The organism is Paenibacillus sp. J2TS4, from assembly GCF_018403245.1.
Lineage (GTDB): Bacteria > Bacillota > Bacilli > Paenibacillales > NBRC-103111 > Paenibacillus_L.
The window spans coordinates 51,589-77,819 of sequence record NZ_BOSH01000002.1 but is presented as its reverse complement, the minus strand read 5'-3'; the positions used below and the strand labels follow the sequence as shown (position 1 = coordinate 77,819).

Annotated in this window: 26 protein-coding genes and 3 pseudogenes; 5 read left to right on the top strand and 24 right to left on the bottom strand. The window is 45.7% G+C overall.

Annotated elements, in window-relative coordinates:
* Positions 1 to 144 precede the first annotated feature (144 nt).
* Together KJS69_RS04560 and KJS69_RS04555 are read right to left on the bottom strand one after the other, a co-directional pair.
* A complete protein-coding gene (locus KJS69_RS04560; RefSeq protein ID WP_249730364.1) occupies positions 145 to 1,731 on the bottom strand; it encodes a response regulator transcription factor in 1,587 nt (528 codons plus the stop codon).
* Positions 1,728 to 3,449: a cache domain-containing sensor histidine kinase gene (locus tag KJS69_RS04555; RefSeq protein WP_213582035.1), complete on the bottom strand. Its 1,722-nt coding sequence runs from the start codon at positions 3,447 to 3,449 to the stop codon at positions 1,728 to 1,730. The genes KJS69_RS04560 and KJS69_RS04555 overlap by 4 nt, the downstream gene beginning before the upstream one ends.
* 424 nt (positions 3,450 to 3,873) lie before the next feature.
* On the opposite strand from KJS69_RS04555, the gene KJS69_RS04550 reads away from it, so the two are divergent.
* Together KJS69_RS04550 and KJS69_RS04545 are read left to right on the top strand one after the other, a co-directional pair.
* On the top strand, positions 3,874 to 4,308 hold the full coding sequence (locus tag KJS69_RS04550) for a hypothetical protein (RefSeq protein WP_213582033.1): 435 nt from the start codon (positions 3,874 to 3,876) through the stop codon (positions 4,306 to 4,308).
* 345 nt (positions 4,309 to 4,653) lie between these two features.
* Entirely contained in the window at positions 4,654 to 5,094 is a 441-nt protein-coding gene (locus KJS69_RS04545) for a GNAT family N-acetyltransferase (RefSeq protein ID WP_213582031.1), read from the top strand.
* 105 nt (positions 5,095 to 5,199) lie between these two features.
* Here KJS69_RS04545 and KJS69_RS04540 read toward each other — a convergent pair whose 3' ends face one another.
* From KJS69_RS04540 to KJS69_RS04500, 9 genes and pseudogenes are all read right to left on the bottom strand, one after another.
* Positions 5,200 to 6,372: an MFS transporter gene (locus KJS69_RS04540; protein ID WP_213582029.1), complete on the bottom strand. Its 1,173-nt coding sequence runs from the start codon at positions 6,370 to 6,372 to the stop codon at positions 5,200 to 5,202.
* 102 nt (positions 6,373 to 6,474) lie between these two features.
* Complete coding sequence (locus KJS69_RS04535) at positions 6,475 to 6,924, bottom strand: RrF2 family transcriptional regulator (RefSeq protein ID WP_213582027.1); 450 nt, start codon at positions 6,922 to 6,924, stop codon at positions 6,475 to 6,477.
* Positions 6,925 to 7,059: 135 nt separating this feature from the next.
* Positions 7,060 to 8,151 (bottom strand): NAD(P)/FAD-dependent oxidoreductase, encoded by a 1,092-nt coding sequence (locus KJS69_RS04530; protein ID WP_213582025.1) that lies wholly within the window; start codon positions 8,149 to 8,151, stop codon positions 7,060 to 7,062.
* A 402-nt stretch (positions 8,152 to 8,553) separates the two neighbouring features.
* Positions 8,554 to 9,102 (bottom strand): annotated as a pseudogene (locus KJS69_RS04525) (RNA-guided endonuclease TnpB family protein); the annotation flags it as partial.
* Positions 9,103 to 9,549: 447 nt separating this feature from the next.
* Positions 9,550 to 9,708, bottom strand: a pseudogene (locus tag KJS69_RS04520) (response regulator transcription factor); the annotation flags it as partial.
* A gap of 25 nt (positions 9,709 to 9,733) precedes the next feature.
* Positions 9,734 to 9,904 (bottom strand): hypothetical protein, encoded by a 171-nt coding sequence (locus KJS69_RS04515; RefSeq protein ID WP_213582021.1) that lies wholly within the window; start codon positions 9,902 to 9,904, stop codon positions 9,734 to 9,736.
* A gap of 51 nt (positions 9,905 to 9,955) precedes the next feature.
* Entirely contained in the window at positions 9,956 to 10,876 is a 921-nt protein-coding gene (locus KJS69_RS04510) for an MFS transporter (protein ID WP_213582019.1), read from the bottom strand.
* Complete coding sequence (locus KJS69_RS04505; protein ID WP_213582017.1) at positions 10,843 to 11,145, bottom strand: hypothetical protein; 303 nt, start codon at positions 11,143 to 11,145, stop codon at positions 10,843 to 10,845. Before KJS69_RS04505 ends, KJS69_RS04510 begins: the two co-directional genes overlap by 34 nt.
* Before the next feature lie 1,026 nt (positions 11,146 to 12,171).
* On the bottom strand, positions 12,172 to 13,062 hold the full coding sequence (locus tag KJS69_RS04500; RefSeq protein WP_213582015.1) for a hypothetical protein: 891 nt from the start codon (positions 13,060 to 13,062) through the stop codon (positions 12,172 to 12,174).
* A gap of 1,097 nt (positions 13,063 to 14,159) precedes the next feature.
* Here KJS69_RS04500 and KJS69_RS30200 point away from each other — a divergent pair.
* A pseudogene (locus KJS69_RS30200) lies at positions 14,160 to 14,282 on the top strand (MGMT family protein); the annotation flags it as partial.
* A complete protein-coding gene (locus tag KJS69_RS04490; RefSeq protein WP_213582011.1) occupies positions 14,275 to 14,988 on the top strand; it encodes a 2OG-Fe(II) oxygenase in 714 nt (237 codons plus the stop codon). The pseudogene KJS69_RS30200 and the gene KJS69_RS04490, both read left to right, overlap by 8 nt.
* A gap of 147 nt (positions 14,989 to 15,135) precedes the next feature.
* Here KJS69_RS04490 and KJS69_RS04485 read toward each other — a convergent pair whose 3' ends face one another.
* The 7 genes from KJS69_RS04485 to KJS69_RS04455 all read right to left on the bottom strand — a co-directional run bounded on the left by KJS69_RS04485 (position 15,136) and on the right by KJS69_RS04455 (position 20,161).
* Positions 15,136 to 15,771 (bottom strand): hypothetical protein, encoded by a 636-nt coding sequence (locus KJS69_RS04485; protein ID WP_213582009.1) that lies wholly within the window; start codon positions 15,769 to 15,771, stop codon positions 15,136 to 15,138.
* A gap of 333 nt (positions 15,772 to 16,104) precedes the next feature.
* Complete coding sequence (locus KJS69_RS04480; protein WP_213583030.1) at positions 16,105 to 16,650, bottom strand: GNAT family N-acetyltransferase; 546 nt, start codon at positions 16,648 to 16,650, stop codon at positions 16,105 to 16,107.
* A gap of 26 nt (positions 16,651 to 16,676) precedes the next feature.
* Entirely contained in the window at positions 16,677 to 17,462 is a 786-nt protein-coding gene (locus KJS69_RS04475; protein ID WP_213582007.1) for an alpha/beta fold hydrolase, read from the bottom strand.
* Positions 17,463 to 17,607: 145 nt separating this feature from the next.
* On the bottom strand, positions 17,608 to 18,021 hold the full coding sequence (locus KJS69_RS04470; protein ID WP_213582005.1) for a VOC family protein: 414 nt from the start codon (positions 18,019 to 18,021) through the stop codon (positions 17,608 to 17,610).
* Positions 18,022 to 18,143: 122 nt separating this feature from the next.
* Entirely contained in the window at positions 18,144 to 19,001 is an 858-nt protein-coding gene (locus KJS69_RS04465) for a phosphotransferase family protein (protein WP_213582003.1), read from the bottom strand.
* A gap of 62 nt (positions 19,002 to 19,063) precedes the next feature.
* A complete protein-coding gene (locus KJS69_RS04460; protein ID WP_213582001.1) occupies positions 19,064 to 19,564 on the bottom strand; it encodes a GNAT family N-acetyltransferase in 501 nt (166 codons plus the stop codon).
* 99 nt (positions 19,565 to 19,663) lie between these two features.
* Positions 19,664 to 20,161: an NUDIX domain-containing protein gene (locus KJS69_RS04455; RefSeq protein ID WP_213582000.1), complete on the bottom strand. Its 498-nt coding sequence runs from the start codon at positions 20,159 to 20,161 to the stop codon at positions 19,664 to 19,666.
* 563 nt (positions 20,162 to 20,724) lie between these two features.
* Here KJS69_RS04455 and KJS69_RS04450 point away from each other — a divergent pair.
* Positions 20,725 to 21,054 (top strand): IS110 family transposase, encoded by a 330-nt coding sequence (locus KJS69_RS04450; RefSeq protein ID WP_374706609.1) that lies wholly within the window; start codon positions 20,725 to 20,727, stop codon positions 21,052 to 21,054.
* On the opposite strand, the gene KJS69_RS04445 is transcribed toward KJS69_RS04450, so the two are convergent.
* From KJS69_RS04445 to KJS69_RS04420, 6 genes are read right to left on the bottom strand one after another with little or no spacing between them, the layout of a single operon-like run.
* Complete coding sequence (locus KJS69_RS04445) at positions 21,015 to 21,734, bottom strand: SGNH/GDSL hydrolase family protein (protein ID WP_213581998.1); 720 nt, start codon at positions 21,732 to 21,734, stop codon at positions 21,015 to 21,017. The genes KJS69_RS04450 and KJS69_RS04445 overlap by 40 nt on opposite strands.
* A gap of 13 nt (positions 21,735 to 21,747) precedes the next feature.
* The gene (gene citG, locus KJS69_RS04440) at positions 21,748 to 22,632 is read right to left on the bottom strand and encodes a triphosphoribosyl-dephospho-CoA synthase CitG (RefSeq protein ID WP_213581996.1); all 885 of its coding nucleotides are present in this window, start codon (positions 22,630 to 22,632) and stop codon (positions 21,748 to 21,750) included.
* Positions 22,633 to 22,656: 24 nt separating this feature from the next.
* A complete protein-coding gene (locus KJS69_RS04435; RefSeq protein WP_213581994.1) occupies positions 22,657 to 23,595 on the bottom strand; it encodes a malonate decarboxylase subunit epsilon in 939 nt (312 codons plus the stop codon).
* Positions 23,596 to 23,612: 17 nt separating this feature from the next.
* Positions 23,613 to 24,239 carry a malonate decarboxylase holo-ACP synthase gene (locus KJS69_RS04430; RefSeq protein ID WP_213581993.1) on the bottom strand — a complete coding sequence of 209 codons (627 nt, stop codon included), beginning with the start codon at positions 24,237 to 24,239 and terminating at the stop codon, positions 23,613 to 23,615.
* The gene (mdcD, locus tag KJS69_RS04425; protein ID WP_213581991.1) at positions 24,230 to 25,924 is read right to left on the bottom strand and encodes a biotin-independent malonate decarboxylase subunit beta; all 1,695 of its coding nucleotides are present in this window, start codon (positions 25,922 to 25,924) and stop codon (positions 24,230 to 24,232) included. The genes KJS69_RS04430 and mdcD overlap by 10 nt, the downstream gene beginning before the upstream one ends.
* Positions 25,911 to 26,213: a malonate decarboxylase subunit delta gene (locus tag KJS69_RS04420; protein ID WP_213581989.1), complete on the bottom strand. Its 303-nt coding sequence runs from the start codon at positions 26,211 to 26,213 to the stop codon at positions 25,911 to 25,913. The genes mdcD and KJS69_RS04420 overlap by 14 nt, the downstream gene beginning before the upstream one ends.
* Between the last annotated feature and the right edge of the window lie 18 nt (positions 26,214 to 26,231).

Here is a 26,231-nt window from a genome sequence, read left to right as displayed (position 1 = left end):
AATCAAACGTCCTGCCGCTCAAAGGATGGATTCTGACCAGCTATGTGAAATATTTTGACTTTTTTAAAGAACAATCATTCCTGAAATAAAAACAACCTGCCCATATCGCTATTGGACAGGTTGTCAGCCGGAGATCCCGATTTATTATCTTCCTACGGAGTGCCGCGTTTTATAGTCGCTGGGAGTCATGCCTATATATTTCTTGAACACCTTCGAGAAATAGGTTCGGTCCGAGTACCCCAGACCCATTGCCAGCGATTCGAGGGTTTGGCTGGACGTCGTCAACATTTTCGCGGCAATCTTCATCTTGTATTGATGAACGTAATCCGTAAAATTAATGCCGGTCAACCGCTTGAAGTAACGCGAGAAATAACTCGGATTAAGAAATAAATAACGGGCCATGTCTATAGACGTAATATTCTCCGATAAATGCCGGTCGATATATTGCTGAATGACCTGCAGCTTCGGTTCCCGTACGGCAGGGCTCGGTCCCTGCCGGTTCTGCGCGATTCGCACGAGTTTGTTCCCCGCCAAATCCATCGCGTCCCGCAATGTCCTTGCGGAGGATAAATAGAAATAAAACGCCTCGTCCGAATTCGGGCTTCCAAACATCATTTCAATACTGCGCAGCAGATACGATACGTCTCTCGCGAATTCGCCCGGCTCTATTCTTTGTTCTTGCGCTGCCTTGCCTACATTTGCAACGGCGCGACGAACAGCATCGATGTCGTTCTTCAGCAAGGCCCGTTCAAGCTCCGGTTTATACGGGTCGAGAAATCCTTGGGGGGACGGCAGGAATAAATTTTGCGCAAAACGATTGATTTCCGAAACCGTCAATTCGTCGCTCTCATAAAATTCGTTCTTACGGTGAACCATTGAATGGTAGACGGGTCCGATCGACTGCACCAGCATTTTATCCGTAACGGCGACCGTACTTAACCGTACCTTTATAAATTGAGAGCAGCGCCACCGCAGATCCTGCAAATACTTGTGGAAATGCTGATTCGCGTTATTCGCCAAATTAAGCCGATAGTTATATAAAACGGCAAGGTGGTCCTGTTCCATAAACGGCGTGATGCCCTCGTACGATGCGGACAACTCCGCCGCAATGTTGTAAATGGCATACAAAATCAACGAAAGGTCGCTTTGGTCGTACAATTGTTCATAAGGAGAATAATTGAGATGGACGATCCCCAGCATAAACCAGGGGTATCCCCACGAAATGCCCAGCTGAGCCGCATACCCTAGCGTCGTTTCGGGATGAACGCCGTCGATGACTCTCTGAAACAAGCCTTGTTTGAAAAGCTCACTGTTGTAATTGGACGTCTCATGATCGATTCTGGTCGCTTTCGCCTTCAGCAAACGTATCGATTTTCTTAAACTTTGCTCCAACTGCTCCTCCGTTAACTGATCTTTGAGCAAGTAATCGTCCGCATTCAACCTTACCGCGCTCTGGGCGTAATGAAAATCCTCGTGGCAGGTCAAAAAGATAACTCGAATGTCCGGCTGCATCCGGGCAAACGCGGCCGCAAGCTCAATTCCGTTCGTCTGCGGCAAGCCGATGTCAGTAATAACGATGTCCGGCGCCGTTTCTTTAAACATATGCAGTGCCTTGGCGCTCGAATAGGTTGTCCCGACGATATGCAGATTGAGCGATTCCCAGTCGATCATTTGCCGCAGCACTTTCAGCATTGGCACATCGTCATCAATTAACATGACTTTATGCATCATAGTGTCGTCCCCCCCGTCAAGAAAAGGTTTCGTTCTCCTACAGGAATATGAAGGACGGCGCTTATCCCTCCGAGCGGATTGGAGCGGAGCGTCAAAGTGGCGGACGGACCGAATGTCAGCCTTAACCTTTGGATCACATTGATCAGCCCCACCCTTTCGTAGGAGGAATAGGCTTCCGTATCGTCGGACGACAGCCGGCCATTCAGTTCCTTCATAAGCTCCTCCCCCATGCCGCATCCGTTATCCTCGATTTCGACGGCAATGCCATCCCCGCTTCTGGCGCGAACGGTAATGACCGCATCATGCTTATCCATCAGTCCGTGCACGATGGCGTTCTCGATTAACGGCTGCAGAATCAATTTAGGGATCACCGTCTGCTCCAGTCCCGGTTCCAGATCAACCTTCAGTTCCAGCGGAATTTCGTTCCGAATTTTCATAATATCGACGTAATGACCAAGCAGCTTGCATTCTTCCTGCAAGGTTGCCGGTTCATTGAGCTTGAGGTACGCCCGCAACAGGCTCATAAGTGAATCGATGATTCCGCTGTGAAGCCGATCCTTGTGCAAGATCAAGCTGCATTTGATCGAATTCAGCGTGTTGATCAGAAAGTGAGGCCGGATTTGCATAAACAATGCCTCCAGTTCCATCACCCTCTTCTGTTCCTGCTCCTGCTCGATGTCGTAAATCAAACCTTGAAGCTGAGCCAGCATCGTATTTAACGTAAGCCCCAGTTCGGCGATATCGTCCTTGCCCCTGACCTCAAGCCTTGCGTCAAGGTTGCCCGTACCGAATTGGCGGACCACGCGCTGCAGCTTTTGAATGGGCATGTGCAATCTTTTCGCAATAAATATGGACGATATGGAAAAAATGATAAAGAATAAGAAAACAGCGGCAATTCCGGCATAAAACGTTCTTGAAATTTCGCCCGTGAACGCTTCTTGGGACGCCTCGTAAACGAGAGTCCAATTTGTTTTGTCCAGCGAGACTTCCGACCGCAACTTTGAATTGGCGGGCGCCGATCCATGCGGCGAAAGGTCCTTATTGCCGGCGATGCGATTCCCTTCCGCGTCGAACAGAGCTACCCTCCCGAACTCCACCGGCTTCAACAGATCTTCGAAATAGGACTCGGAAACGCCGATCAGGAGGACCGACAGGAATTTCTTGTCGCTGCTGTCATGGATGACCCGGGCGATATAGTAACTGCTCTTCTTCGTGGTTTGGTCGGTCGCCATGCCGAGCCATTGGAGTGTTTCCGGTCGGTTCAAATCCACTTTTCCCAGCAAAAAATCCAGGTTCTGGCTGACGGGCGTCAACTCTTCCGTATTGGAAGAAATAATAAACCGCTCTCTGTTAACCAGATACATGCGGGTATGGTTATTCAACGGTTTCGATGTGATCAGGGAAAATACGTCTTTGATCTGCGTAAAGTTCGTATAATCTTCGAAAGTGCGAATTCGATCCGTATCTGCGAATTTTTTCAGGTATTCCCTAAAGCTCGAGTCATTGACAATAAAGTGCGAGGCAAACGTTACATCGTCGATCGTCTTGCCTATTTCATCGATCATCACATTCAGGAAATTATCGTTGGTTAATTGCAGCTTCTCTACCATGGTCTGCTTAATGAGAACGAAAGAGATAACCGACACTGCAATGATAGGCAAAAAAATGAAGATGAGAAACGACAACTGTATTCTTCGGTAATAGGTCAACTTGAACATGTTTACTCGCGCCTCTTCCATGCTGCTTTACTTTCATTGTAGCAGGACAACGAATCGGCCGCATTTCCTTTTTATACATATGCTCTTCTCCCCGAATCGGCCGATGTTGTCTAACGTTTTGGCGACGGCGTCTTCGGTCGCATTTTTCCACACCATAGCAAGCTCCCTTCGCTTTCTTTCATTGCTTGCTACCAATATAAGCGAAATAAGCGATCGTTACGGGTTCAAATTTTTGCTGAAGCGTGCAATATTTTGACTGTTACAAGAGAAAAAGGTTCCTCGCAAGGAACCCCCTCGTGCAAGGGATAGCTTGGTGCAAATCCGGCAGCTTTTTTTTGCAACCAAAAGAGGTCCAATTCCGTAGAAGAAGGTTAGGCGAAAGAATGCTTACATAATACGACCCCGGAAACGAGGATTTATGCTTATGAGTTCCAAACGAATCGTGATCGTCTGTACGATGGCGGCCGCCATCGCCATTGGCATCGTATGGAATGACGAGAAGAGTGCCGCTGCTTGCGTCGATAAATATAAGATTCTCAGCAAAATTGCCGGAAGCGGCAGAACGCTTCAAGACGCCGCCGGCCAAGATCCTTTGCTTCATGCGCTTGGCGCTACGTCGGATGAGGAATTATACGACGCCTTGTATGAAGGCAAATCGCTGGCGGACATCGCCGCCGCTAACGAGGCCGAGGTACAGAACGTCATCGATCTGCAAGTTGCCGAACTGACGGAACAACTGGACATGCGTCTCGCAGGCGGCAGCCTTTCCCTCGACGCGTATCTGGCCCATAAATCGGAAGTGGCGGAAGTTATCGCACGCAGCGTATACGGCGGGAACGTACCCTCAGGATCGGCTTGAACAGGAGCCGAGGAGAAAACAAAAACGGCTCTGACTTCAACCAAGTCAGAGCCTGTTGCCTATTCCGTTTGTTCCTTTTAATTCATCCTGTCTCAACTGCAATGCATCGCACAGCATTTCAAACGAGTCGCAAAAATGAGTCGAATTTTCTTCCATGACCTCTTCCACCGTTTTGTTTTGATATAATAGGTGAAGAAATGTAAAGTCTGATTGTAAAAGACTAAATCTTATATGAAAAGAGCGGTAAATATGAAATTATATACGGACTGGAGATACACGATTACCATCTTCAATTAGCCATGGAAAGGAGCGTGATAAACCAAGAAAAGAAAAGGAGAGACTTTTATGCGAAATAGAAAAGCAACAACAAATGACTATGCCTTGATTTTAAATCTGTGGGAACAATCTGTAACGGCCACTCATCATTTTGTGAGTTTCAACGATATACAGGAAATGAAGAGAGAAATCCCTTCGTATTTTCCTAATCTCGATGTACGGCTTTGGTATGCCGAAAGCTCTTTAATAGGCTTTTCAGCCACAAATGGAAATCACTTGGAAATGTTGTTTTTGGATCCTCGTCAAACTGGCAAAGGATACGGAAAACAAATCATCCGATCGTTAATCAGTGATTTTGGCGTGACGGCCGTTGATGTAAATAAGCAAAACGAGAACGCGGTCATGTTCTACTTGAAAGGCGGCTTTTCGATTGTCAGCGAAGATGCGACAGACAGCGCAGGCCGTCCTTATCCGATATTGCATTTGCAATATAGCGGGAAGCAGAAGTAAATCTTCTGCTTTTTTTTACTAGCCGACAACCATTCGATATCCCCTTAAGAAACGCATCCGTCTTCTAAAGACGGTGAAACCGCTTCTTCTTGTAATCAAATGCAGTTATCTTTTACCCTGCTCGCTTCCACGACTTGGTCGAAGAGAGAATGAAATCGCTGCTGCAGCCAAGGCTAAAATAACTACACCTGCACCTATCCACGGCATTGTCGTTACTGTACCGGTTGCATTTACTACAATCCCTCCGAATCCAGCTCCCATAGCAATCCCTAATTGCAGCACCGAAGTATTCAAACTTAAGGCCAAATCGGGAGATTGTGGGTTTTGTTGGATGAAATAGGTTTGCAAAGTAGGCGAAGTCATCCAGGCTGAACCAATCCAGATCGCAATGATCATTATTGTGGACACCATAGTTCCATTTAGAAGCGGTAAGAACGATAGCGCAACAGCGTGTATGATCAAGCTGACCACAACTGTCTTGACCACCCCCCAGCGATCCGCTCCGTATCCGCCCAAACGGGAACCTAACATGGCAAATACCCCCAATACAAATAAAGTCATGCTGATAGCGGCTGTATCCATATTCACCGTCTCACGCAAGAAAGGGGTCAAAAAAGTATAAGCGACCGCATAGCCCCCAATCCAGAATAACGTCATGAAAAAGCCGCTGACTACTTTACGGTTTCTAAATATAGCGGATTGCTGCTTGAACGGGATCGCTTTCCTCCCCGGCAAGGCCGGAATCAACCGCGCAATACCGATCATGATGAGAAGATTTGCTGCAGCAAGTACACTGAAAGCCGCACGCCAGCCCACCCAACCGCTAAGAGCCACTCCCAATGGCACTCCAAATACTAGAGAGCCGCTAAGTCCCATTGTCAGTATGCCAATGGCATTCCCCAGCTTCCCTGGCGGCACGAGTTTAGAGACCGTGCTCATTGCGACAACTGTAAAAATCCCGCCGCTTAATCCAAGCAAAATACGCGAGCCTAGCAATACTGCAAAATTCGGACTCCACCAAGCGATTAAATTTCCTGCAGTAAATAAACACATGGCTCCAATCATTACTTTTTTTCTATCCGCCCGCGCAGTGAGCATAACTATGACAGGAGCTCCAATGGCATTTGCTAGCGCATAGGCGGTCACCAATTGCCCAGCCAATGCTATACTGATTTGTAAATTGGTGGAGACCATGTTCAATACACCCGCAATCATATATTCCGCTGTGCCTGCTAAAAATACACCAACTGTCAAAAGGTATACGCTCCAACTCTTCATTATCTTTTCCCTCCCGGTAATCATCACTCTATTTTTGGTCAAAGTCGATTTTCAATATAACTATATTAGTTACATTGATGCGTAAAAAAAATTCGCCCCTGGTTAACTCTTCTTTTCAGAGGCATGAGCAAGAGTTTCTTTTAATACATCTGAAATGGAGTACATGGACAATTGCTGCTTCATGGCATCCTCCGTTTGGCCATACAGATGGCTCAATGCAGGTTGAATTCCTTGGGCGATAAGACAGCTATTGCTTGGCGTACTGTGATGAAGTTCAAATAAAGGCTTTTGTTCCAGTGCTTCATACACCTCTAACAATGAAATGGCTTCCGGGTTTCTCGCCAATCTCCAGCCCGTATCTGTACCCCCATGTTTTACAATCACTATTCCCGCTTTTCTAAGCTGCCCCAAGATGCGCCGGATGAAAACCGGACTGGTTCCTACACTGACAGCTACCTGGTTAGAAGGAACGTAGTCGTCTTTATTCATCGTCATCTCTGCAATCCACGTTAATGCATGAATCGCGACCGTGTACCTGCTTGCTACAGCCATTCTGTTCGCCTCCTCTTTCCGATATAACTATAATAGTTACATCGAATGGGATTGTCAAGAAAAAAATCACCCATTAAGATACACAATATCTCATGAGGTGATGATTATCAAACATATTCAGAATAGGGGAATTTTCTATTCCTGCCCCCTAATCGTTCCTGCTAACTGCGAGGTCACATCCTCCCTGTATAAATGCTTCATCATTTCCCGGTTTTTGTGCTCAAAGAGTTCATTGTGAGAAGAAACCATCCCGCAGGCCTTCGCATCGGGCGAGATGTATTGCTTCGCTTTATTGACTGCGTTGGCGGCGTCCTGGAATGCCCCGGCAATCAAATGGAGCTTCCCTTCGTGATGCAAAATGTCCCCGGCCGCGTACAGCCCCTTGACCGATGTCTCGCTCATCGCACTGCCGGCTACATAGTATTCATTTTCCATCGCTATTTTCAATTCGCTATTCTCCAGCAAATCTTTATCCCGCTCGTAGCCATGATTAATAATGACATCGTCTACGGCGAGTTCTATTTTTTCCCCATCTTCGTTACGGTTCAATAACACTTTATCAATCGTTTCATGGTCTGGCGCCGCCACCAGCTTCTCGATCGTCGTATTGAACAAGCATTCGACAGAGCTGCTTAACAGCCGCGTGACTTGGGCTTCATGTCCGTTCAGCATTTCTTTCCGATAGGTCAAATAAACTTTATTCGCAATCGGCTCCAGTTCATTGGCCCAGTCGATAGCCGCATTGCCGCCGCCTGAAATCAGGACGGTTCTCCCTCGAAAACGGGCCAGGGATTTGACGGTATAATGCAAGTTGGTTACTTCAAATCGCTCAGCGCCATCAATATTTAGCTTGGTTGGGTTCAGGATACCGCCGCCTACAGCCAGAATGACCGTTCTGGAGTAATGCTTCTGGGATGGAGTATGTAAAGTGAACAGGCCGTTTTCATCTTTAGACAGGGAAGTCACTTTTTGCCCCAGTACCACTTCCGGATCGAAGGTTAGGCCTTGCGCCACCATTCGCTCGATCAATTGGGCACCGGTGACGGGTGTCAGCCCTCCAACATCCCAAATCATCTTCTCCGGATATACATGAACCTTGCCGCCGAGAAAAGGCTGAAACTCGATAATCTTTGTCTTCATCTCGCGCAAACCGCTATAGAATGCAGCGAACAATCCCGCAGGGCCGCCACCAATAATCGTAACGTCAAAAATTTGCTCTGTGCCCATCTCTCTACTCCTCGCCATCCTTTATTTTTGATAAATGGAATAGTCCTTCCTGTAAACTCGGTCTTCAATTGATAACGATTATCATTATCGATTACTACTATATCAAATGATTGCGCAGGAATCAATAACAAGTAAGCCAAATTAGCAAATACAAAACACCGCTCATCAGAACGAGCGAGCGGTTTAAGCGGTTTCGGGGATTCTGATGTCCAAACAAAAAACAAGCTATCTCACGGATCATTTCTGACCTTGGTGAGACAGCCTCCCCATTCATTGCGTCAACAACTCATGACTCAAGTCACGAACTTGTAACTGCCCGGAAGTGAGTACGGCGGTTAGCCTCCTTCCTTGGGGTGGCGTTACCATAGGCAGGTTGACTGCTGCCCGACTGCATAGGTATACCTACACAGCCACTTCAGCGATGTACTGGATTCCAATGCGCTGAAGATTCATAGCGCCAATGCGATCATCATTCGAGCGATACCCGCACTTCTGACAACAGAAGCAGTGCCTCTTCTTATCCCGATTGGCTCTCTCTGTATGCTCACATTTGGGGCGGGCTTGTGACGTGTAACGGGGATCGACCGCGATCACTTTGCCTTCATGGAGGATGGCCTTATACGTGATCATCTGGCGCAGTTGATAGAAGGACCAACAGACGGTTTCATAACGATCCTGGACCCGAACCCGCTCTGTACGGTTTCGAACACCCGTTAAGTCTTCCAGTACAAACAACGTATGGGCCCCATATCGGCGGACGAGTGCCTTGGATATCCGGTGATTGATATCTGTCATCCAGCGATTTTCTCGTCCCCCGATTCGCTTTAACTTCCGGCGAGCGGAGGCTGTCCCTAGTTGCTGCAATTGCTTTCGCAAATGCTTGTACTTCGAGCGTTTATTCTTAATGGGTCTACCGTGAAAGAACGTACATTGACCTTGGGAATCATAGCTGGTAAGCTTATAGTCGCATGTGACGACAGGTACCGCTAACATGCCCTATTAGGTTAAGGGAACGAATCATCGCTTCCGTGACGGGAGTGCAGTTATTATCTACCGATGCGGATTGTTCGCCAACAAAACCTACGAATCGGCCAAAAAGTCAAATGGATCCGCATAGTCGGCCGGGGAGTAGCTGCATGGCTTTGCGATTTCCGGGCGAAAGCATCCAAAAGACATGCAGAAGTACACGTCCTTGGCGCGAATCCAGTAAATAACGAGAAAGACGAGCAAAAATACACGTCATTCCTTAACAAAACCTCAAAATCGGCCAAAAAATTAAATTGACCTGCATAGTTGCATGTCTTAGCGGATTTCCGGGCGAAACCGTCAAAAAGACATGCAGAATTGCGCGTCTTTAAGCGCGAATCGACAATAACTAACAACGAAGACGCCTGTTTGTCAATAATGATTCAGATAAAAAATAGCCAATTGAGTCCTGTCGCGGAGCTGAAGCTTCTCCAAGAGCGGTGTCACATAATTGCGTACGGATCCTTCGCTTATAAAGAGGCGTCTCGCAATCTCTTTATTCGACAATCCTTCTGCTACAAGCGCCAAGAGCACTTCTCCGCCATCAATTAACTCTTCAATCATCTGCATGCTCCTCGTTTTTAATTTCTAATTCTGAGATAATCTTACTCGGTTCAACTTCGTACATATAGTGACCAAAAGAATGGCTTAGGGGAGCTGCTTGTATATTGGGCACGTTCCAGTTCTTCGGCAATGATGCGGATGCCCTCTTCAAACTCTTGCTCATCGATCCGAATGACCTCCTTTCCAAATGATAATAGTGGATGCTTACAGCTTGTTATGTTTCAGCTGTCGCGGCTCTTTTTCCAAAAAAGGATACTACCACAAGTGATAAGGCAGACATCCCTCCCCCCATCCACATGATAGCTGTCAAATTAATAGCATCTACAATAATTCCACCTAACAGAGATCCAAAAGAAATCGATAATTGGCTTACGGTTGTAATCATGGCTTGAGCAGCTTCGGGTGCTTGAGGCGAGGATGCCTGCGCCCATACCTGCATACCCAGTGGAATAATGCCAAAAGCGAGTGCCCATATGAGCAGCCCTGTCGTTGCAGCAATTAAACTTTGTCCAAACAAGCCCACCATCATCAGAGCAATGGTGAACAAAGCCATCGTAGTGACCATCGTTCTATGAAGATTACGTCCAATCGCAATGCCGCCTAACACATTGCCAACGATTCCCATAATCCCGTTTCCAAGCATTAATATGCTAAGTAGAGTTGGACCGATTACCGTCACTTGTTGAAAGAAAGGTGTTATAAAAGTATAAGCCGCAAAGTGCCCGCTTATCGAAAAAACGGCTGAGATTAAAACAATCTGCATGTTTCTGTTTCGGAGTATACCGAAAAAGTCGGATACACCAAGCCCTTTTTCCGTAGGAAGTTTTGGCAGAAATACAAACTGTAGGAGAAAAACGAAAAAAGCAAGTATTGTTGAGGCAATGAATGTAATTCTCCAGTTAAAATGGGAACCAATAAATGTAGCAAAAGGCACGCTGATAACCATTGCTGTGGATATACCGGCCGAAATAACCGCAACCGCACGGGCTACTTTTTGCTTTGGAACCAGCCTCGCGGAAGAAGCTATAGCAACCGCCCAATAACCGCCAACACCAAATCCCAAGATGATTCTTGCCATCATCATGACGGGAAAGGAAAACGTTATCGCTGAGATACCGCTTGAAACAAGAAGCATAAGAGTAAGTCCCAATAAAACAATTCGTCTGTCCAAACGGCGATGGCAATCGTAATGACTGGAGCCCCGATAGCCGCCAATAAACCGGTACCGGTGACCATCAACCCGGCTGTTCCCTCGGTTACCTGCAAATCTTTACTAATTTCGGTCAGCAAGCCCACAGGCAAAAGTTCGGCAATGACTAATGAAAAACCCCCAAGCGCAATTGCTACGACCGAACACCATGATGATCGCTCTTTTCTATTCAATTCTTCAAGTGAAGTTGTCATATCGTGTTTCCCCCCCAAATATATTTAATTCTGACTTCAGAAAAAATTATTTTTGCATACTCGGCTAAAAAAATATAGACTTATAAATCACGGTTTGATATGATGTTGTATAAAGTGTAAATAAATTTCCGGACTCTATTTGTGCAAAATCATAAAAAATATTGTGATCTAGAATAAGAAAAACCGTCAGGGAAGATCGCCCTGACGGTCCTTTTGAGTTTGGAGGATTTCTGAAAATTTATATTCGTACCCATGTACTCCCTTGTAGTATTCGGGGTACATCTCACTCCCACAACGTTGACATGCAAATTTAGGCGGCACACTCGATCTCCGCCGTCCATTCGGTCGAAATCTTGTACCACCCCGAGTGGAATTAACTCCTGTTCTTCACATGCTAAACAAACATAATTGACGTGCTGTCTGTCCAACATTCTGCGGCTTGGATCGTCCTCTCTAGTGATCGGGTGGCAAGTAAGCGATCAACTTTCATTCCCAATGACTCCTTACTCAAGCGTTGATTTCTTTGTAGTTGTGACATCCATGAAAAAAGCCCTTACAATCAGGTTGTTGGACTGTGAATGTTTTTTTTAACTATAATCGATTTGTTCCGGTTCTTCTATGCAAGCTACCGGGTGCTGCGGCTGTCAATCCGAAAGGACGTAGCTTTTTGGTTTACGGATACCGATATAAAGAAGCACAGACAGATCCATATAAACAAAAACGCTTCCCGGACGGGAAGCGATTCGTTATTTTAATCCATTTCCTCGTATTCCTTCACTCGCTGGTACAACGTAGGCTTTTTCATACCGATCTGACGCATAGCCTCCGTCGCGGTAATCTGGCCAGCTTTCCATTCCCGATACGCCCCATTAATTTAAGTGGGACAAAAACGTGTTGCATGGTGGAGAGACGAAGCATGTATCGCTTCATTGTAAAGCGTGATACTTCACCGAACGCAGGAGTGGCTTGTTTGGGAATCGAAAGTTGGTTTTCCTCCCATAAAGAGAGAGCTTTATAAATAGTGTTTTACTGCAAAACCATCAGAGCGGGTGCTTCGTTATCATCAGCCGGAGGCGATGACTTTTCAAGCTCTTTAACCTTTTCCTGCACCTGCTTAATGAACTTTTCATGGGATTCCATTGTGGGCTTGTATTCCGCGCTATAAACGATACCGAGCAGCGTCTGATCATATCGGGAGAGAGACATCAAAGCCATTTCCCCATTTTCGCCTATGATATCAAATGAAATATCCGGCTCATGGTTGCCGTAACCTTGGCCGTTATATTCCACCGACTGGACTGCGCCGTGAACCACGTTATATTTCTCGGCCAGCTTCTCGGCCAGCGCAATATATTCCCCCGGGTTTTGATCAAGAGCCGAATCAAAGGCTATGGATACACTTTTATCCAGCGCTCTGCTAGCACGGCTTATGTTAAGTAATTCTCCCGTTACAGAGTCTACAGAGAAATAATGATCGCGCTCTCCGTTAATCAGCACACTAGCGTCCCAATGCGAAAGAGGAAGATTTTCGGTTGCCTGGCTGTAGCCCATTTCAATCACCTGACCCTCCAGGTTCAGGCCAAATAACTCCCAAAGAGCCTGTGCGCCGATTTCCGCCGCCTCTTCTTTGGTCATATCGTTGCTGGTTGGCGTTTGGTTGCGGTAATATTCAAGATCCAGAGCTCCCACCGTATAATTTGCTTTTATGTAACCTTCCGGCAAGCTGTTTGGCGCCGTTTGCGATGAGCCGGTTGTATAGTTCGCATAGCTTGCAGGAGTAGTATTTGTGTTTTTGAATTCCGAAGCCGTCGCTGCCTGGGCGAATCCTTGAAACAGTAAAGCGCTGGCCCCAATGAGCGCTGCGGCCGCCAATAGGCTTTTTTTAAATCCACTTCTTTCCGATCTGCTTGCTATCATTTTGAATCTCTCCCTTATAGTTTTGTTTGTGATCACAGTAAGCAGTATAGAATAGCCGGATTATAGAATCGTCATCAAGTTATTATGAAGTTGTAAAAATAGGTTTTGCTAATTAGTTTTTCATCACTAGCTATTTTTTTAGAACATGTCGATTTTGATATGTCCCTATCGTCGTCTTTATAGAGGCAAAGACAGGGGGTGCTTCATCCGATATTTAGTAGTTTCGAAGTAGGCAACTATCAATGATCCGGGAGTGGGTAAAATGAGGAAAATCGTTGTATCGGAATTTTTATCGCTTGATGGTGTTATGGAAGAACCGCAATGGACGTTCCGTTCAGGCGTTGTTGTTCTCACTTACCAACCGAAGCCAATAAATTGACTGGCGGTTGAATGAACTTTGCTCGCTCCTTAAAGGGTGGAAAAAATAGTTCAATAATCAGCCAGGGTGCCTAACGGCAGCTTGGCTGATTATTGGGCATTACAAAATTGCCAATTTAATTTATTTCCACACCTGGCAGCAACGATGTGCAGCCGCTAACCTTTTAAGAATCCCATTAATTTTTTGACATGATTACAATTTTCTTCTGATGTTAACTGTTCCAAAAGTTTAACTGCTACATCGAATGCGGTAGACGGGTTATAGGAAGTTATTATGTTCTTATCTATTACAATCGGTTGGTTAACTACATGAACAACATACGCCGCCAATTCCTTTTGTCTTATTCCATATTTCAAATTCGCCCTTTCGCAGTTGTATCATAAAAGTGTCGACTAACCATTTCGCGATCTTGCTGTTACATTCGAGAAAGCACACAAACGCCTCATTTTGGGGTTATACTACTCGTGTAGGTTAACGAACATGGCAGATCAATGGAAACCGAATCCGGATCATGCCATATTTCATCACCTTGTTCAAAAAGAAGATGGATACACGCCAGAAGGCTATCGCGGGTGGTATAAGCAACAAATGGAGGATACGATACAAAATGACAAACCAAATTAAAGGGACCATTTATTGGTCGTTGCTTACTTTTCAGGATTGGACCATGCATATCGTCGCTATGGACGAAGGGCTTTGTTTTGTCGGGTCACAAAACCATCGTGTGATCGGCAAAAACGGGGCACTTACCGGCTATCGCGGCGGAATGGATATGAAAACAAAACTGCTGCAATTGGAACGGAACGGCCTGCGTGGAAAAGGAGATAGGCAGCATGCCTGATCAACTCACGACACCTGTCACCGAACTGGACTGGGAAACGCTGCAGCAATCGCTCGATGAGCACGGATATGCCAAGTTACCGCGTTTACTAAGTCCCGCTGCGTGCACGACCCTCATGGATACGTACGAGGTACAATCCCATTTCCGAAGCACGATCAACATGGCCAGATATCGTTTCGGGATAGGGGAGTACAAATATTATGATGCTCCCCTCCCGGAATTACTACAGCAGTTGCGTAACGACTTGTACCCGGAGCTGGCCAAAACCGCCAACCGTTGGTTGAATCTGTTGAATCTGACACCTATATATCCCGAATCACTTACGGCATTTCTCTCGCAATGTCATCAGGCAGGGCAGATCCGCTCCACTCCGTTGATTTTGAAATATGAAGCGGGAGGATACAACTGTCTTCATCAGGATTTGTATGGAGAAGTGTTCTTTCCCTTCCAAGTTGTGTTTGCACTCAATCAGCGGGGTACGGATTACACGGGCGGTGAGTTTTTGTTGGTGGAACAGCGGCCTCGGGCGCAAAGCAGAGGCCACGTCATTACGCTGGAGCAAGGCGAAGGCCTTATTTTCCCGACTAATCATCGCCCTGTACCGGGAACACGCGGCTACTATAGGACAACGCTGCGACACGGAGTCGGCACAGTGACTACGGGAACAAGGTATAGTCTGGGGATTATTTTTCATGACGCGAAATAGCGTCATATCTCCAATGTAAATAATATGGTGCATACAACCGTTACAAGATCAAATGACGGTTGCAAGTGAAGTTAATGAGTTTTTAGTGAAGCCTAATGGATTTCAAGAAATATACCGCTAGGACAGCAAGATTGCGGTGCCATTCCGTCAGGCGGTTGTGAACAGGGTTTCCAGCTCGCGCAGAGCTTCCTCCACATCTCGTTCTGGGTTAAGAGAACGAATCATCGCTTCCGTAATCGGAGTACCGCTATAAATCTGCTCTACCGTTTCCACCGGCACCGGCATGTCAAAATAGTCTTCCGCCCACTCCACATAGTTCTCCGGCGTTACAAAGATGGTCCCCAGCAGAAATTCGGTACCGTCATCCTCTCCGTCCGGAACCTCGACTTCTCCCTTGCGCCAGACGGAGTCTCCGGTTTCGCGCCATATACAGAAGGTGACTTCTTCTTGTTCTATGGCTTCATCATCCAGCCAAGACAGAAGCGGGGCAGGCACATCGTCGTAAATGCCAGGCCATACCTTGTATTCGTCATTGGCGTGTGGACTCAAGGTCGACTCATGATCGAATCCCTTCATGATCGTCCCTTCCGGCGTAAACAGAATAAACAAATGATCGCCGGACCCATTGTCGATTATGGCCAGAGAAACATTATGGGCCCATTGCGGATCAAAGCTGTGATAACGCAGCCATTGTTCAGGGCACAGGATTAAATCCAGGGCCGCCAAGGCAAGCAGCCGCTTTTTCAGTACATCAGGGGCAGCCAGTGAATTCAATTCTGTCATGTATGTAACCTTCCTTCTAAAGAGTTTCCATGCATATAAACTTTACATCTTTCCCGTGAGCTTTACTGAAGAAGGCAACTCCTTTTCCAGGAATCCATTCTTTTTATAGACATTTATCGCTCTTTGATTAAAGCTGGCCACGACCAGTCTAATTTGCACCTGGTTCCTATGCTCTTTCATAAATTTAAGGCCCTCTGCTACAAAGAAGGCCCCCCCAGCCCTTTACCTGTCAGGAAAGGATCCATTCCCAAGCCGATATCCAATCGATTCTCATCACGATATATTCCTGCTCATTGGTTTAAAAATTTAAGACATCGCGTTTTTTCTCTTTGTTCACCTAAGATACTCTCTCTTTAATACTGCAAAGAGGACAGCATCCACAAACTGATTTTTTTCATAAAAGCATTCCTTCAAAAAACCTTCCTCCCGCAGCCCGGATTTCTCCAGCAGCTTTCTTGAACTAATATTATCCGGGTCAATAAATGCCTCAATTCGATTTAGTTCCAGTTCTTTAAATCCATAGTCTAATACGGCCTTCAATACTTCGGTCATGATTCCTTGCCGCCAATATTCCGGTGTCAACTCGTACCCAATCTCTGCTTTGTAATGCTCTTTAAACCAGTTATGGAATCCGCATGTGCCAATAACCCGGTTCTCCTTCTTCAAAGTTATAGCCCATCGGATGCCTAGTTCTTGTTGAAAATTATCGTTCCACTTATCAATCAATTTCTCTGCTTGCTCCACTTCTACAAAGCTTTCTAAATCATAATATCGGGTTACTTCATCTTTAGAAAAGTAATGAAATAAATCGCTGGAATCTTTTACTGTCAATTGTCTTAATAGAAGTCTTTCGGTTTCCAAAACAGGGAAGGATGTCATATGCTTTTTTCCTTTCTTCTCTTCATTTAACTTATTTCCAATTGATTTAATAGCTCTTCTCGAAAACGCTGTTTGGCAAATCTCTCCATCCATGGGGTGTGTCCGCATTTTTCTAATAGGATGTACCGGAAATCTTTAATGATCGTAGACAAAGGTTCGATAACCCCCTGATAAGGATGAGGATCATATTTACCGTGTATAGCTACCACTGGACATGTAATTTGATTGCCGTATTCGAGCAATAGACCACTCGCTCTTAATTTACTGGCCTCTCCCCACACACTGTGATATAGTTCAAAATCTACACTCCCCTCTTCCGCTTCAACGGATATAGGGGCATAGCTGTCAAGCGCCGACATCAACTGGCCAAACTGTTTTAACACCTTATCGGTATTGGCATCAGGACGGCTAAGCTTCTTCGTGAGTTCCGCAAATTTTATCTTTTCCCCATCATTCATTCGGTTCATTCTCACAGCACTAATTTCCGAGGCGTACCTCTCTTCGAACGGACCGCTTCCGATCAGAACAAGCTTCTTGACCTGCTCTGGATAAATTGCAGAATAGAGATAGGACAACCATGCTCCCCAGGAATAACCGACCAAATATACGGAAGAAGGACAGGTTTCCTGAATCACTTCATGCAGTTCTAATACTAATTCCTCTATCGTCTTTTTAGTTTGAAAAGGCTCAACAACCCCAACCTGATCACTGATTTCTCTCGCCAGCGAAGCCATCTCCCCAGCAGCACCGGGCCCACCATGAATTAATAAGGTTTGATAGGGCGGTTTTCCATAGGTTTTATAATTTTGCAAATAGGACCCCCTCACATACACTTTTTTATGACTGTATGATTTCTCGGCCCAGACCCATTTCTCCTTCCTTGTTCAGTATCCGCGTTTAGCTTTAGAAGAAGTGCCAATATCCAGGCCAATTCGTAATCTGCGTACAAACTCTTGCTTACCAGGATATTTTTCCGGAGGCATGCTTATAGAAGGGCGACTCCTTCTTCTCGCTATAAATCGCTATTTGATTTCCTGTAGGATCTTTAATAAATATTTCTTCCATCAGTCCATGATCGTAATATTTACAAATTACTACATCTTTACTTTCTAACACTTTTCTAGCGTGTTCTATATCATCCGTCTCCATATGAAAATAAACATTGCTTTGATTAGGGTTAACCGGAAAATCCAATGGTTGCGGCTCCTGAACTTCAATTAAAGCAACTAGAGCCTCTCCCTCCTTAAAGGTGAAGCTTGCACCCGCCCCCCAATGATCGACCAATTGAAGACCCAGACGCTCGGTATACCATGCAATACTTTCTTCCAGATCGATGACAGGAATAAATACGGCTCCGACTCTCAGCTTCATGGATCTGACCTCCTACTTGCTATTATTTGAACTGTTTAACATCTGATTACTCCCTATTTCAATAATTCCTAGCTCTTCAAGGTTCTACGGACATAATGATGCTATGTAGAATCAACAGCAGATCAAATAAAAACATGATCAAAAGCCCATAATAGTCTTCTATTCCATTCCAGCTTGACCTGGTTTGGAAACTCATCTTTAACCATATCTATTATTCTCCAGATTTGATAAATTACAAAAGTATGCAGTTCCTCTAAAGAGCAGCCCGCCCTTCTCCGTGCCTTGTATCCATCTACAAAAACTCTCCCGCAATCAAGTGCAATGTCAGGAAAATGCAAGTGTGTCCAAAACAAAACATTGGCTACATCCACTCTGGGATCTCCTATACTTGCAAGCTCCCAATCTATCAACCTATTACTCCCTGACGAATCTCTAATCACATTATGGTAACCAAAATCTCCGTGCAGGAGCACTGGAGGCTGACCTAAAGTTTCACCGAAATCTTTAAATAATTCGATAGATCTTTTATGTAAATTTGCATCAATAAAAGCTTTTTCAAGCGGAGCCTCGAATAATAACCCGGGAAGTTCCAGCTTATTATCAATCGGAACATAATGAACATCTGCAAGCAGTTCCCCTAAAGTTGAAAAAAGTGGATAAATGCTATCATAACTTGAAGATATAAGATATTCCTGTACCATGGATAGAATTGATTTTCCGTTAATAAACTCCATATGGATCCCTGTATGCCCATCTATCATTATACTCTGATATAATAATGGCGCCACTCGTCTTTCGGCTAACCATTTCAAACAATTCTCCTCAACGAAAGCTTTGCTGTTGGATATCATCGCTACTTTTAGAACGCTGCGTCTTCCGCTATGCTCCATTAGGAACACAGCATTTGTCCCCCCTCCCCTTAAGGGGCTGATTAAATAGTCGGAAAATTGTCGCTGAACCATTTCTCGTAATCTATCCAATAGATTCTCCCCTTTCTCTGGGTACAAATTAGCAACGTCACCTCTTGAATCTCCCCGGAAATTTAATTCTTAATCCAGTATTTACAAATTCCATTGGTAATCTCGTTCAATTGGCCATTGTTCGACTCAATGACCCTTCTGGAGCGCACATTATCTTCATCGCAAGTTAGAAGCACTTCGCTTATCTGTTTAGCTTTTGCCGCTTCTAATAACTTTTGTAAAAACAAGGTCCCGAAGCCTTTCCCTCGCTCACATGGTCTGACAATGTATCCAATATGCCCACCGTATTCCAGAAGCTTTTCATTTAGATAGTGCCTGAGCTTTCCAAAGGCTACTGGCCGGCCATCCACATACAGCCAATAGATCGTTTGAGGCACATACTGGTCGGGCAAGTTTATTCCTCCAGCCTTTTCCACAAACCGTGGAAGGCTTTGGACGAATTCTTCAAAACTATTCATTGGGAAAGGGTTAGTGAACCCATTTTCCCCTAGCCCTATTTCCAGTATCATCTCATAAACCTCTTTGCCGTCCATAGCTGAAAGTTCTATAAGCTCTGCCTTCATGGAAATCCCCCCCTTTTTTCATTCACTCGTCTACAATTCAACCGTTCTTCCTATCAAACGATCCCCCCTCACTGTGGGATATTTGATAAAAGAGAATATTTAGTTAACGATCACTTTTCGCGTCTTTTTATATTTCTGCAGGTCTTGTAATGTTTCTATATATAGGGGTGGAATATCTATTGAAGCTAATTCATCATGCTTGAAAAATCGGGCATCGATTGTCTCCTCCGTTGCGCTTTCCAGAGTTCCTGCCCACTGGGTAACGTAAAATACAAAGGACAGCATCTGATACTCGAATCCCCATGATTCATAGGAATATTTATTCGGATCGGAGTAAATGGCTATTAATTCCGCTTCCTGAACCTTCAGGCCCGTTTCCTCCCATACTTCCCGCTTTAATCCGTCGAACACCGACTCATTGAGCTCCATGCTGCCCGCAGGCATGACCCATTTGTTATTATCCTTTCTTTGAACTAGCAAAATTCCTCCTTCCTCATCCATGACAATCCCTCTGCACCCTATATTGATTAATTTGTGATCTCCCATGGATTTCCGGATTTTCCCCAAATAGGATTCTTCCCAGCTTAATTGCGCCATATCATAGAGTCCTCCCATTGTATAAAGAATTTAATTTGATTAGTATTTTATCAGAAATGATAGAAAATGGAAATCGGCACTTAAAAAAGACGAGGAGCCGCTATATTGAAAGTCTTGAGAAGAATAGGAAGGATAAATCCGAGTCAAGCTTTAAAACTCTGATGAAAAATGGTACAAGAACCTGCAAAAATGCAGGTCATTTTAGAGGGACTATACAAAAACAGCCAATGACGTGCAAATGTGCAAGTCATTCTAACCATTTGGCCGATTTTCCACTTTTGGGGGTGAATGACCTGCAGAATCGCACGTCTTTCACTATACTGGCGGATTCTCGTAAATTGACATGTATTTCTACATGTCTTTGCGCTCTTCAAACGGCTGCTTCCGTTGCAGAGCAAAAATTGAATCGTCTATTTTGTTGCATCTACTCCTTATAAAGGAGCCATTCCTGTAATGAATAAATTTGCTCTTTGAAAATAAAAAAAAGCGCCTCCTGTATGCTGGGTCTTGGAATGGATGATCGACAAACATTCACTGCCCTTATTAAGAGGAGGACGCTCAATATGAAGTATAAACTGAAACAGAAGCAGAATCAACGAATTACACGAATTACCGAATCGACACTGGTGGTCGGTGCGGATATTGCTAAGAAGATACATGTCGCACGTGCTGTAGACTTCCGTGGTATCGAACTTGGGAAGGATTGCGTATTCCATAACGATCAGGAAGGGCTGTCGAAGTTGGCAACGTGGATGAAGGAGCTAGGGCAAGCACATGGGAAGACAGACATCGTGTTTGGCATCGAGCCTACCGGACACTACTGGTTTCCGTTAGCTAACACATTCTCCGCTTGTCAAAGATATTTTTTGAGATTCTCCAAAATAACAGCATAAGCACCAGGCCACATGTGAACTCCGTCGGTAGAAAACTCTGCTTTTAAGTTTCCGTCTTCATCTGTTAACCCCTCATTGACATTGATGAAGTGAAAACCGTGTTTATTAGCCAGTTCTTCAATCACGGTATTGGCTTCCAATATATTCGAATTGGTACGTGTGGCAAACATCATAGCTTTCCTAGATTTGTCAAGCCCATAATCAGCCTTGGCATTAATAGGGTAGTAGGCCATAACATACACTTCGCATTGAGGCAATCTTTCTTTGATCTGCTCCATGATTTTATTATAGTTTGCTAGCAGAGTTTCTTTTTCATAGCCATTCGGTCCGACTGATCCGATATCATTTGACCCGATATTAATAAATATCTTTGACGGAGCAAGATCAAAAATGCAATCGTCCATAACCTCAAGAAGATCGGCTGTAGTGCTTCCGGCAATACCTCGATTGTAAATGATATGTTTTAAGTTGAGCGTTAGCTGCATTTCATTAATTGGGAACCATTCCATCAGAGAAGAGCCAACAAACAGAGTTTGTCCTTTTGCCGCATATTGATTAAGTGCCCTGTATTTCCGCTGTGTGCTTTTCTTTTGTTCTTCAGAATTCTTCATCATAATTGCCTGCATGACTTCTTTGAAATCCTGATCTTGCATGAGTTCCATCATTTTTTCCGAGTTCATATTCACCATTCCTTTATATTATTCTGATATTTCTGCTCATATATTGTTCTGCCAAGTCTAAAAATACTGTCACGCCAAGTAAGTCTGCGCTTCCTCCCGGGCTAATGTTCTCTTTAATGAAATCCTCACACAGGCGGTCAATTAAAGCTCTGCCCTCATGGCTTTTCATCCCCCCGGCGTCAATGATACTCCGAGACCTGGCTTTTACTTTGTCCAATGTTTCAGGGTTATGCCTGTAAACGATTGTAGAATCCTCACAATGCGACATGATTGCGATCAGTGTCTGAACAAGCCGGTCATTGATTGTCATATCGGAATTCTGCCTGAAAAAATCCAACGAATAATTAAAAACAGCAGGTATTCCAGCTGCCGCTTCTCCTCTGACTCCAGGATACTTATATTTTAAGTATATTTCTTCGCCATGCGTTAAATCAGGCCGGTTTTCTAATACCATAAGCTCCCGCTGGACGATTCCTTTTGTCATGCTTCTAATAATATTTTGTATTTCCTCAAATGCACAACCATCATAAATCGCTTTGCCGACAGCCGCGCAAGCCAGTCCCATCAGAAACAATGCGCCTTTATGAGTGTTAATGCCGTTTGTTTTAAGAAACATCTCCGCTTCGGCCTTTTTTCCGATTTCCCGGATGGCTTCAAATATCTTTCTATAAGACCGGTCACTTAAACCCTGGCGGACGAACTCCGCCAGGTATTTACTCAAAACAGCAGTGCTGTCAAGGAACATAAAGTAATCCATGTCTTTATGCGACCCTGTTGATACAGGCGACACTAACCCCGGAGACGGAAAACAGGAGGCTTCATATAGTATAGCCTGTATAGCAAAGCTGCCGACAGTCAACGAAATTTCATCGATGTTCAAGCAGTTTTCATTAATCATAAACACCTCCCACGTCGTATCGTCTTATATGCCCATTCTGTTTTTCTCCTTGCTAAATAGAAGGAGTGCAGAATTCATGCCACCGCTCGTCGCAGATAAGCAGCGAGCTTCCGGAAACGCTTTCCTTGCCAAATTTGTCAAAACCTCTCCAGAGCCTATCTCCATAAACAAGCGTACACCGCGTTCATACATCAGACTTGTCGCCTCATACCAACGCACGGTATTTGAAACACTCTTTGAGAGGTCAGTTGCAATTTCACCGGAACTCCTTAGTACTCGTGCCCTATAGTTTCCGACATAAGGAATGGACGGCTTATGCATTCTTATTGCAGACAGTTTTTTTGCTATTTCATCAGAAACCGAGCCTAGCAGTCTGCAATGAGACGGCACACTGATTCTGATGAGTTTTGTCGTAAAGGCGCCTGTGCTGCGCGCAAGAGAAAATACTGCCTGTATAGCGGTCAGACTGCCCGATATCGTTACCTGATCCACTGCGTTTATATTGGCAATATAAACCGGATTGCTTTCCGTATTCACTCTTTCCGTCAATACATTGACCCGGTTTTCATCAAGACCGATAATGACGCCCATGCCAAAACCGGATGGGTATGCATCCCGCATCAGTCTGCCCCGCATTTCTACGGTTGATATGGCGTCTGCAAATTCCAAGGCTCCACAAGCGACAGCCGCTGCAAACGCGCCCACGGAATGGCCAGCGACGATGTCAGGGAAAACCATTTCCGATTTCAACAGCCTGACAACTGCCACTTCATAAATAAGTAGCGCTAATTGTACAGCCCTTGTTGAAACAAAGGCTTCTGCCGTATCCAGTTTCAATACATCCTCACCCAATATTCTTCCGGCCTCATCTAATGTTTCGGTGATTATCGGGTCCGAAGGCAAATCATGAAGCATACCGCAGTTCTGAGAGCCTTGCCCTGCAAATAGAAAAGCTGTGCTCATCTCTACCCCCCAACTACTTATTCATACCAAGGACTGTTCACCAGAACAGGTCCATACACTGTCCGGAGTATAATCCGGACATCGCCGCCCCTGGCATACTCAGCCAGTGCTACAGCCCCTTTCGTGGTTTCCATCTGAATATCGGCTTTCAATGATAAATGCTCCAACTCAAGCATGATGCGCATGGCCGTACTTACCGGTAAAAACTGAACTGCCCGTATAACAATATCCAGATCACTGTTTTCATTCACAGCATGCGCTCCACTAGCAAGCTCAAAGCCTACGCTCCCGGTAGGTCCCCATTTTAAGCGCTGTTCAGTTAAAATTTTGTCCACCTGATCAAGCGTGTCTGCTACACCGAAATCCCTCAGACGTTGGGAGCTTCTCCACATTTTTTTGTCTGCCAGTTCTTCCGGGGTAACGCGTTGGAGAATATTATCAAAATTGATCGCTGCCGGCTGCCGATAACACCTCTTATCGCCGCGGATACCGACTGGTATTCTATTCTCCAGCAATGGTGCACGGCGTACCACTGCGTAAGGAAAGCACTCCAAAGCGCCCTTGACCCAGTTGGGCGGCGGTGCATCGTGTATAATCCCATCTGTATTCTTGATTTTTATTAAATCATGCGGCATCAGTTCCATTTCACTTTGAGTTTCTCCCGTACTTTAATCGACGCAGCCCTCCCGGTTAAGGCAGTTCTGGATGTAAGCCGACTGCTAAGATCATATGGCGCTTTACGGGCTATCTCTATAGCGGAACTCAGGCTATCGCCCACTCTCTTGATATCGTCTTCCTTGGGTTCATCCGCATTTATCCCGCTTATAATCTCATGTAAAGCGCCGAGCTTCGCATAGGATTCGATGTCATAAGCCATTGCCTGAATCGTTTTGGCGGCCTCGTCCAATTCTTCAATACTGCGCCTTGTTATCCTTGCCGCGGACTGCTTTGACATGGCATGCACAAGGACATGCGGATCGTTCAACGCTATGATCCTGTTTGCCTGATAGCCGTGGGCCAAAAAAGCGCCTGAGATCGCTGGCCCAACCAGTAAAGAGACGATCGGATGTCCGGCAAATCTCGCCGTCGCGTATGCATCGACGGCCCCCGCGCAGGATTGAAAAACCCCAAGCAACTCTTCCTTATACCCGTAAGCCTGGCTTGGGACATCCACAAGGGCGATGATCGCCCGGCGTTTCTCTTTAGTCTTATCTTCCGCAATTGCCTCCCGCACGTATTTGGCAATCGTCCATCCTTCTTCCAACCCGACCTCGCCATGACGTGCCCGCGGAAACCGGCTGTTCGGGTTGGGAACAACGGCGATATAGCGGACGGGCTCGCCATTTAATACGGCGTCTGCGCACAGAACCGACGGGACATTTCCAACCTTATAATCCGACGCTCCGGCCAGGGCTTTGAACCATACCGAGCCTCTGCTGTCTGCACCGTCAATCCCATGCAAGCGCGCTTCGTCCTCATATATTTCGAAATTTCCACGCACGTCCTCATTTCCCCAAATTGTACGCAACTGCATCGGAGTCAAAGGTGCGGCCGGATCGATCGACCGCAATCGCGAGATGTAGAGCTCTACCCTTTCGCTTCTGAATTCTGCTGTGCGATGAGTGAAAGCCTTGTGAACAGCTTCCGCGATTTCTGAGATATCATCTTGGACGAGAACATCCGCAAAGCCGACAGCCTGACGCTGAATCCCGCCGATTGTGCGCCAGATAAGCTGTCTGTCCTTTGAGTCAAATTCCCCGATACCGGCCTCCTGCTCAATAACCTCCGGACCGTTCAGAGTCAAACGGCCCTCCGGGGTCATAATAAGCGTACTGAAAAGCGCTGCTGTCATGGACATGCCGCCGAAGCATCCTACCTTGCCGGGGATAACGCCAACGACTGGCACATACTTTCGCAAAGCGATAATCGCCGACTGAATTTCCGCAATAGCAAGCAAACCATAGTTGGCCTCCTGAAGCCTGACGCCGCCGCTGTCAAGAACCACTACAGCTCTTGTCCTGACGCCTCGCTCATTATCGAGAACAGCCAATTCCAGAGTGCCGGCAATTTTTGCGCCGGAAACCTCACCGATTCCGCCGCCTTGAAACGCCCCTTCCATCGATATGACAACGGTGGATATTCCATTCATAAGACCACGCGCCACGACGACGCCGTCGTCGTTTTGAGGCACTATGCCCTGAAGCGCTAAATGAGGAGATTCCATCCTGTCAAACGGGTCCAGCAGTTCCCTGAAGGTTCCCGCATCAAGCAACGCTTTAGCCCTGTCACGGGCACTGAGTTCTATAAAACTATCTCTAATTTTTTTCATGGTTGCTTGTCTCCAGTGCCTGAAATAGTCTCATGGATACCATACCAGGCGTGGCGCCAAAATCATTAATCTCTATTGTTGCGGCAATGTCATGCGCAGTGAAAAACCTGTCGAGAATGTTCTTCCACACATCACCGTAACCATCAAATCTGGTTCTTACATTGACAACTGCGCGCTGCTCACACGACGGTTCCAGAAGAATCTCCAAATCGCCTGAACCGACGACGCCAACATAAGCTCTCTGAGACACCGGTTGTGTCGCTGGATATGAAAAATTCAATGTCTCCATTTAATTTTTACCTCCTGG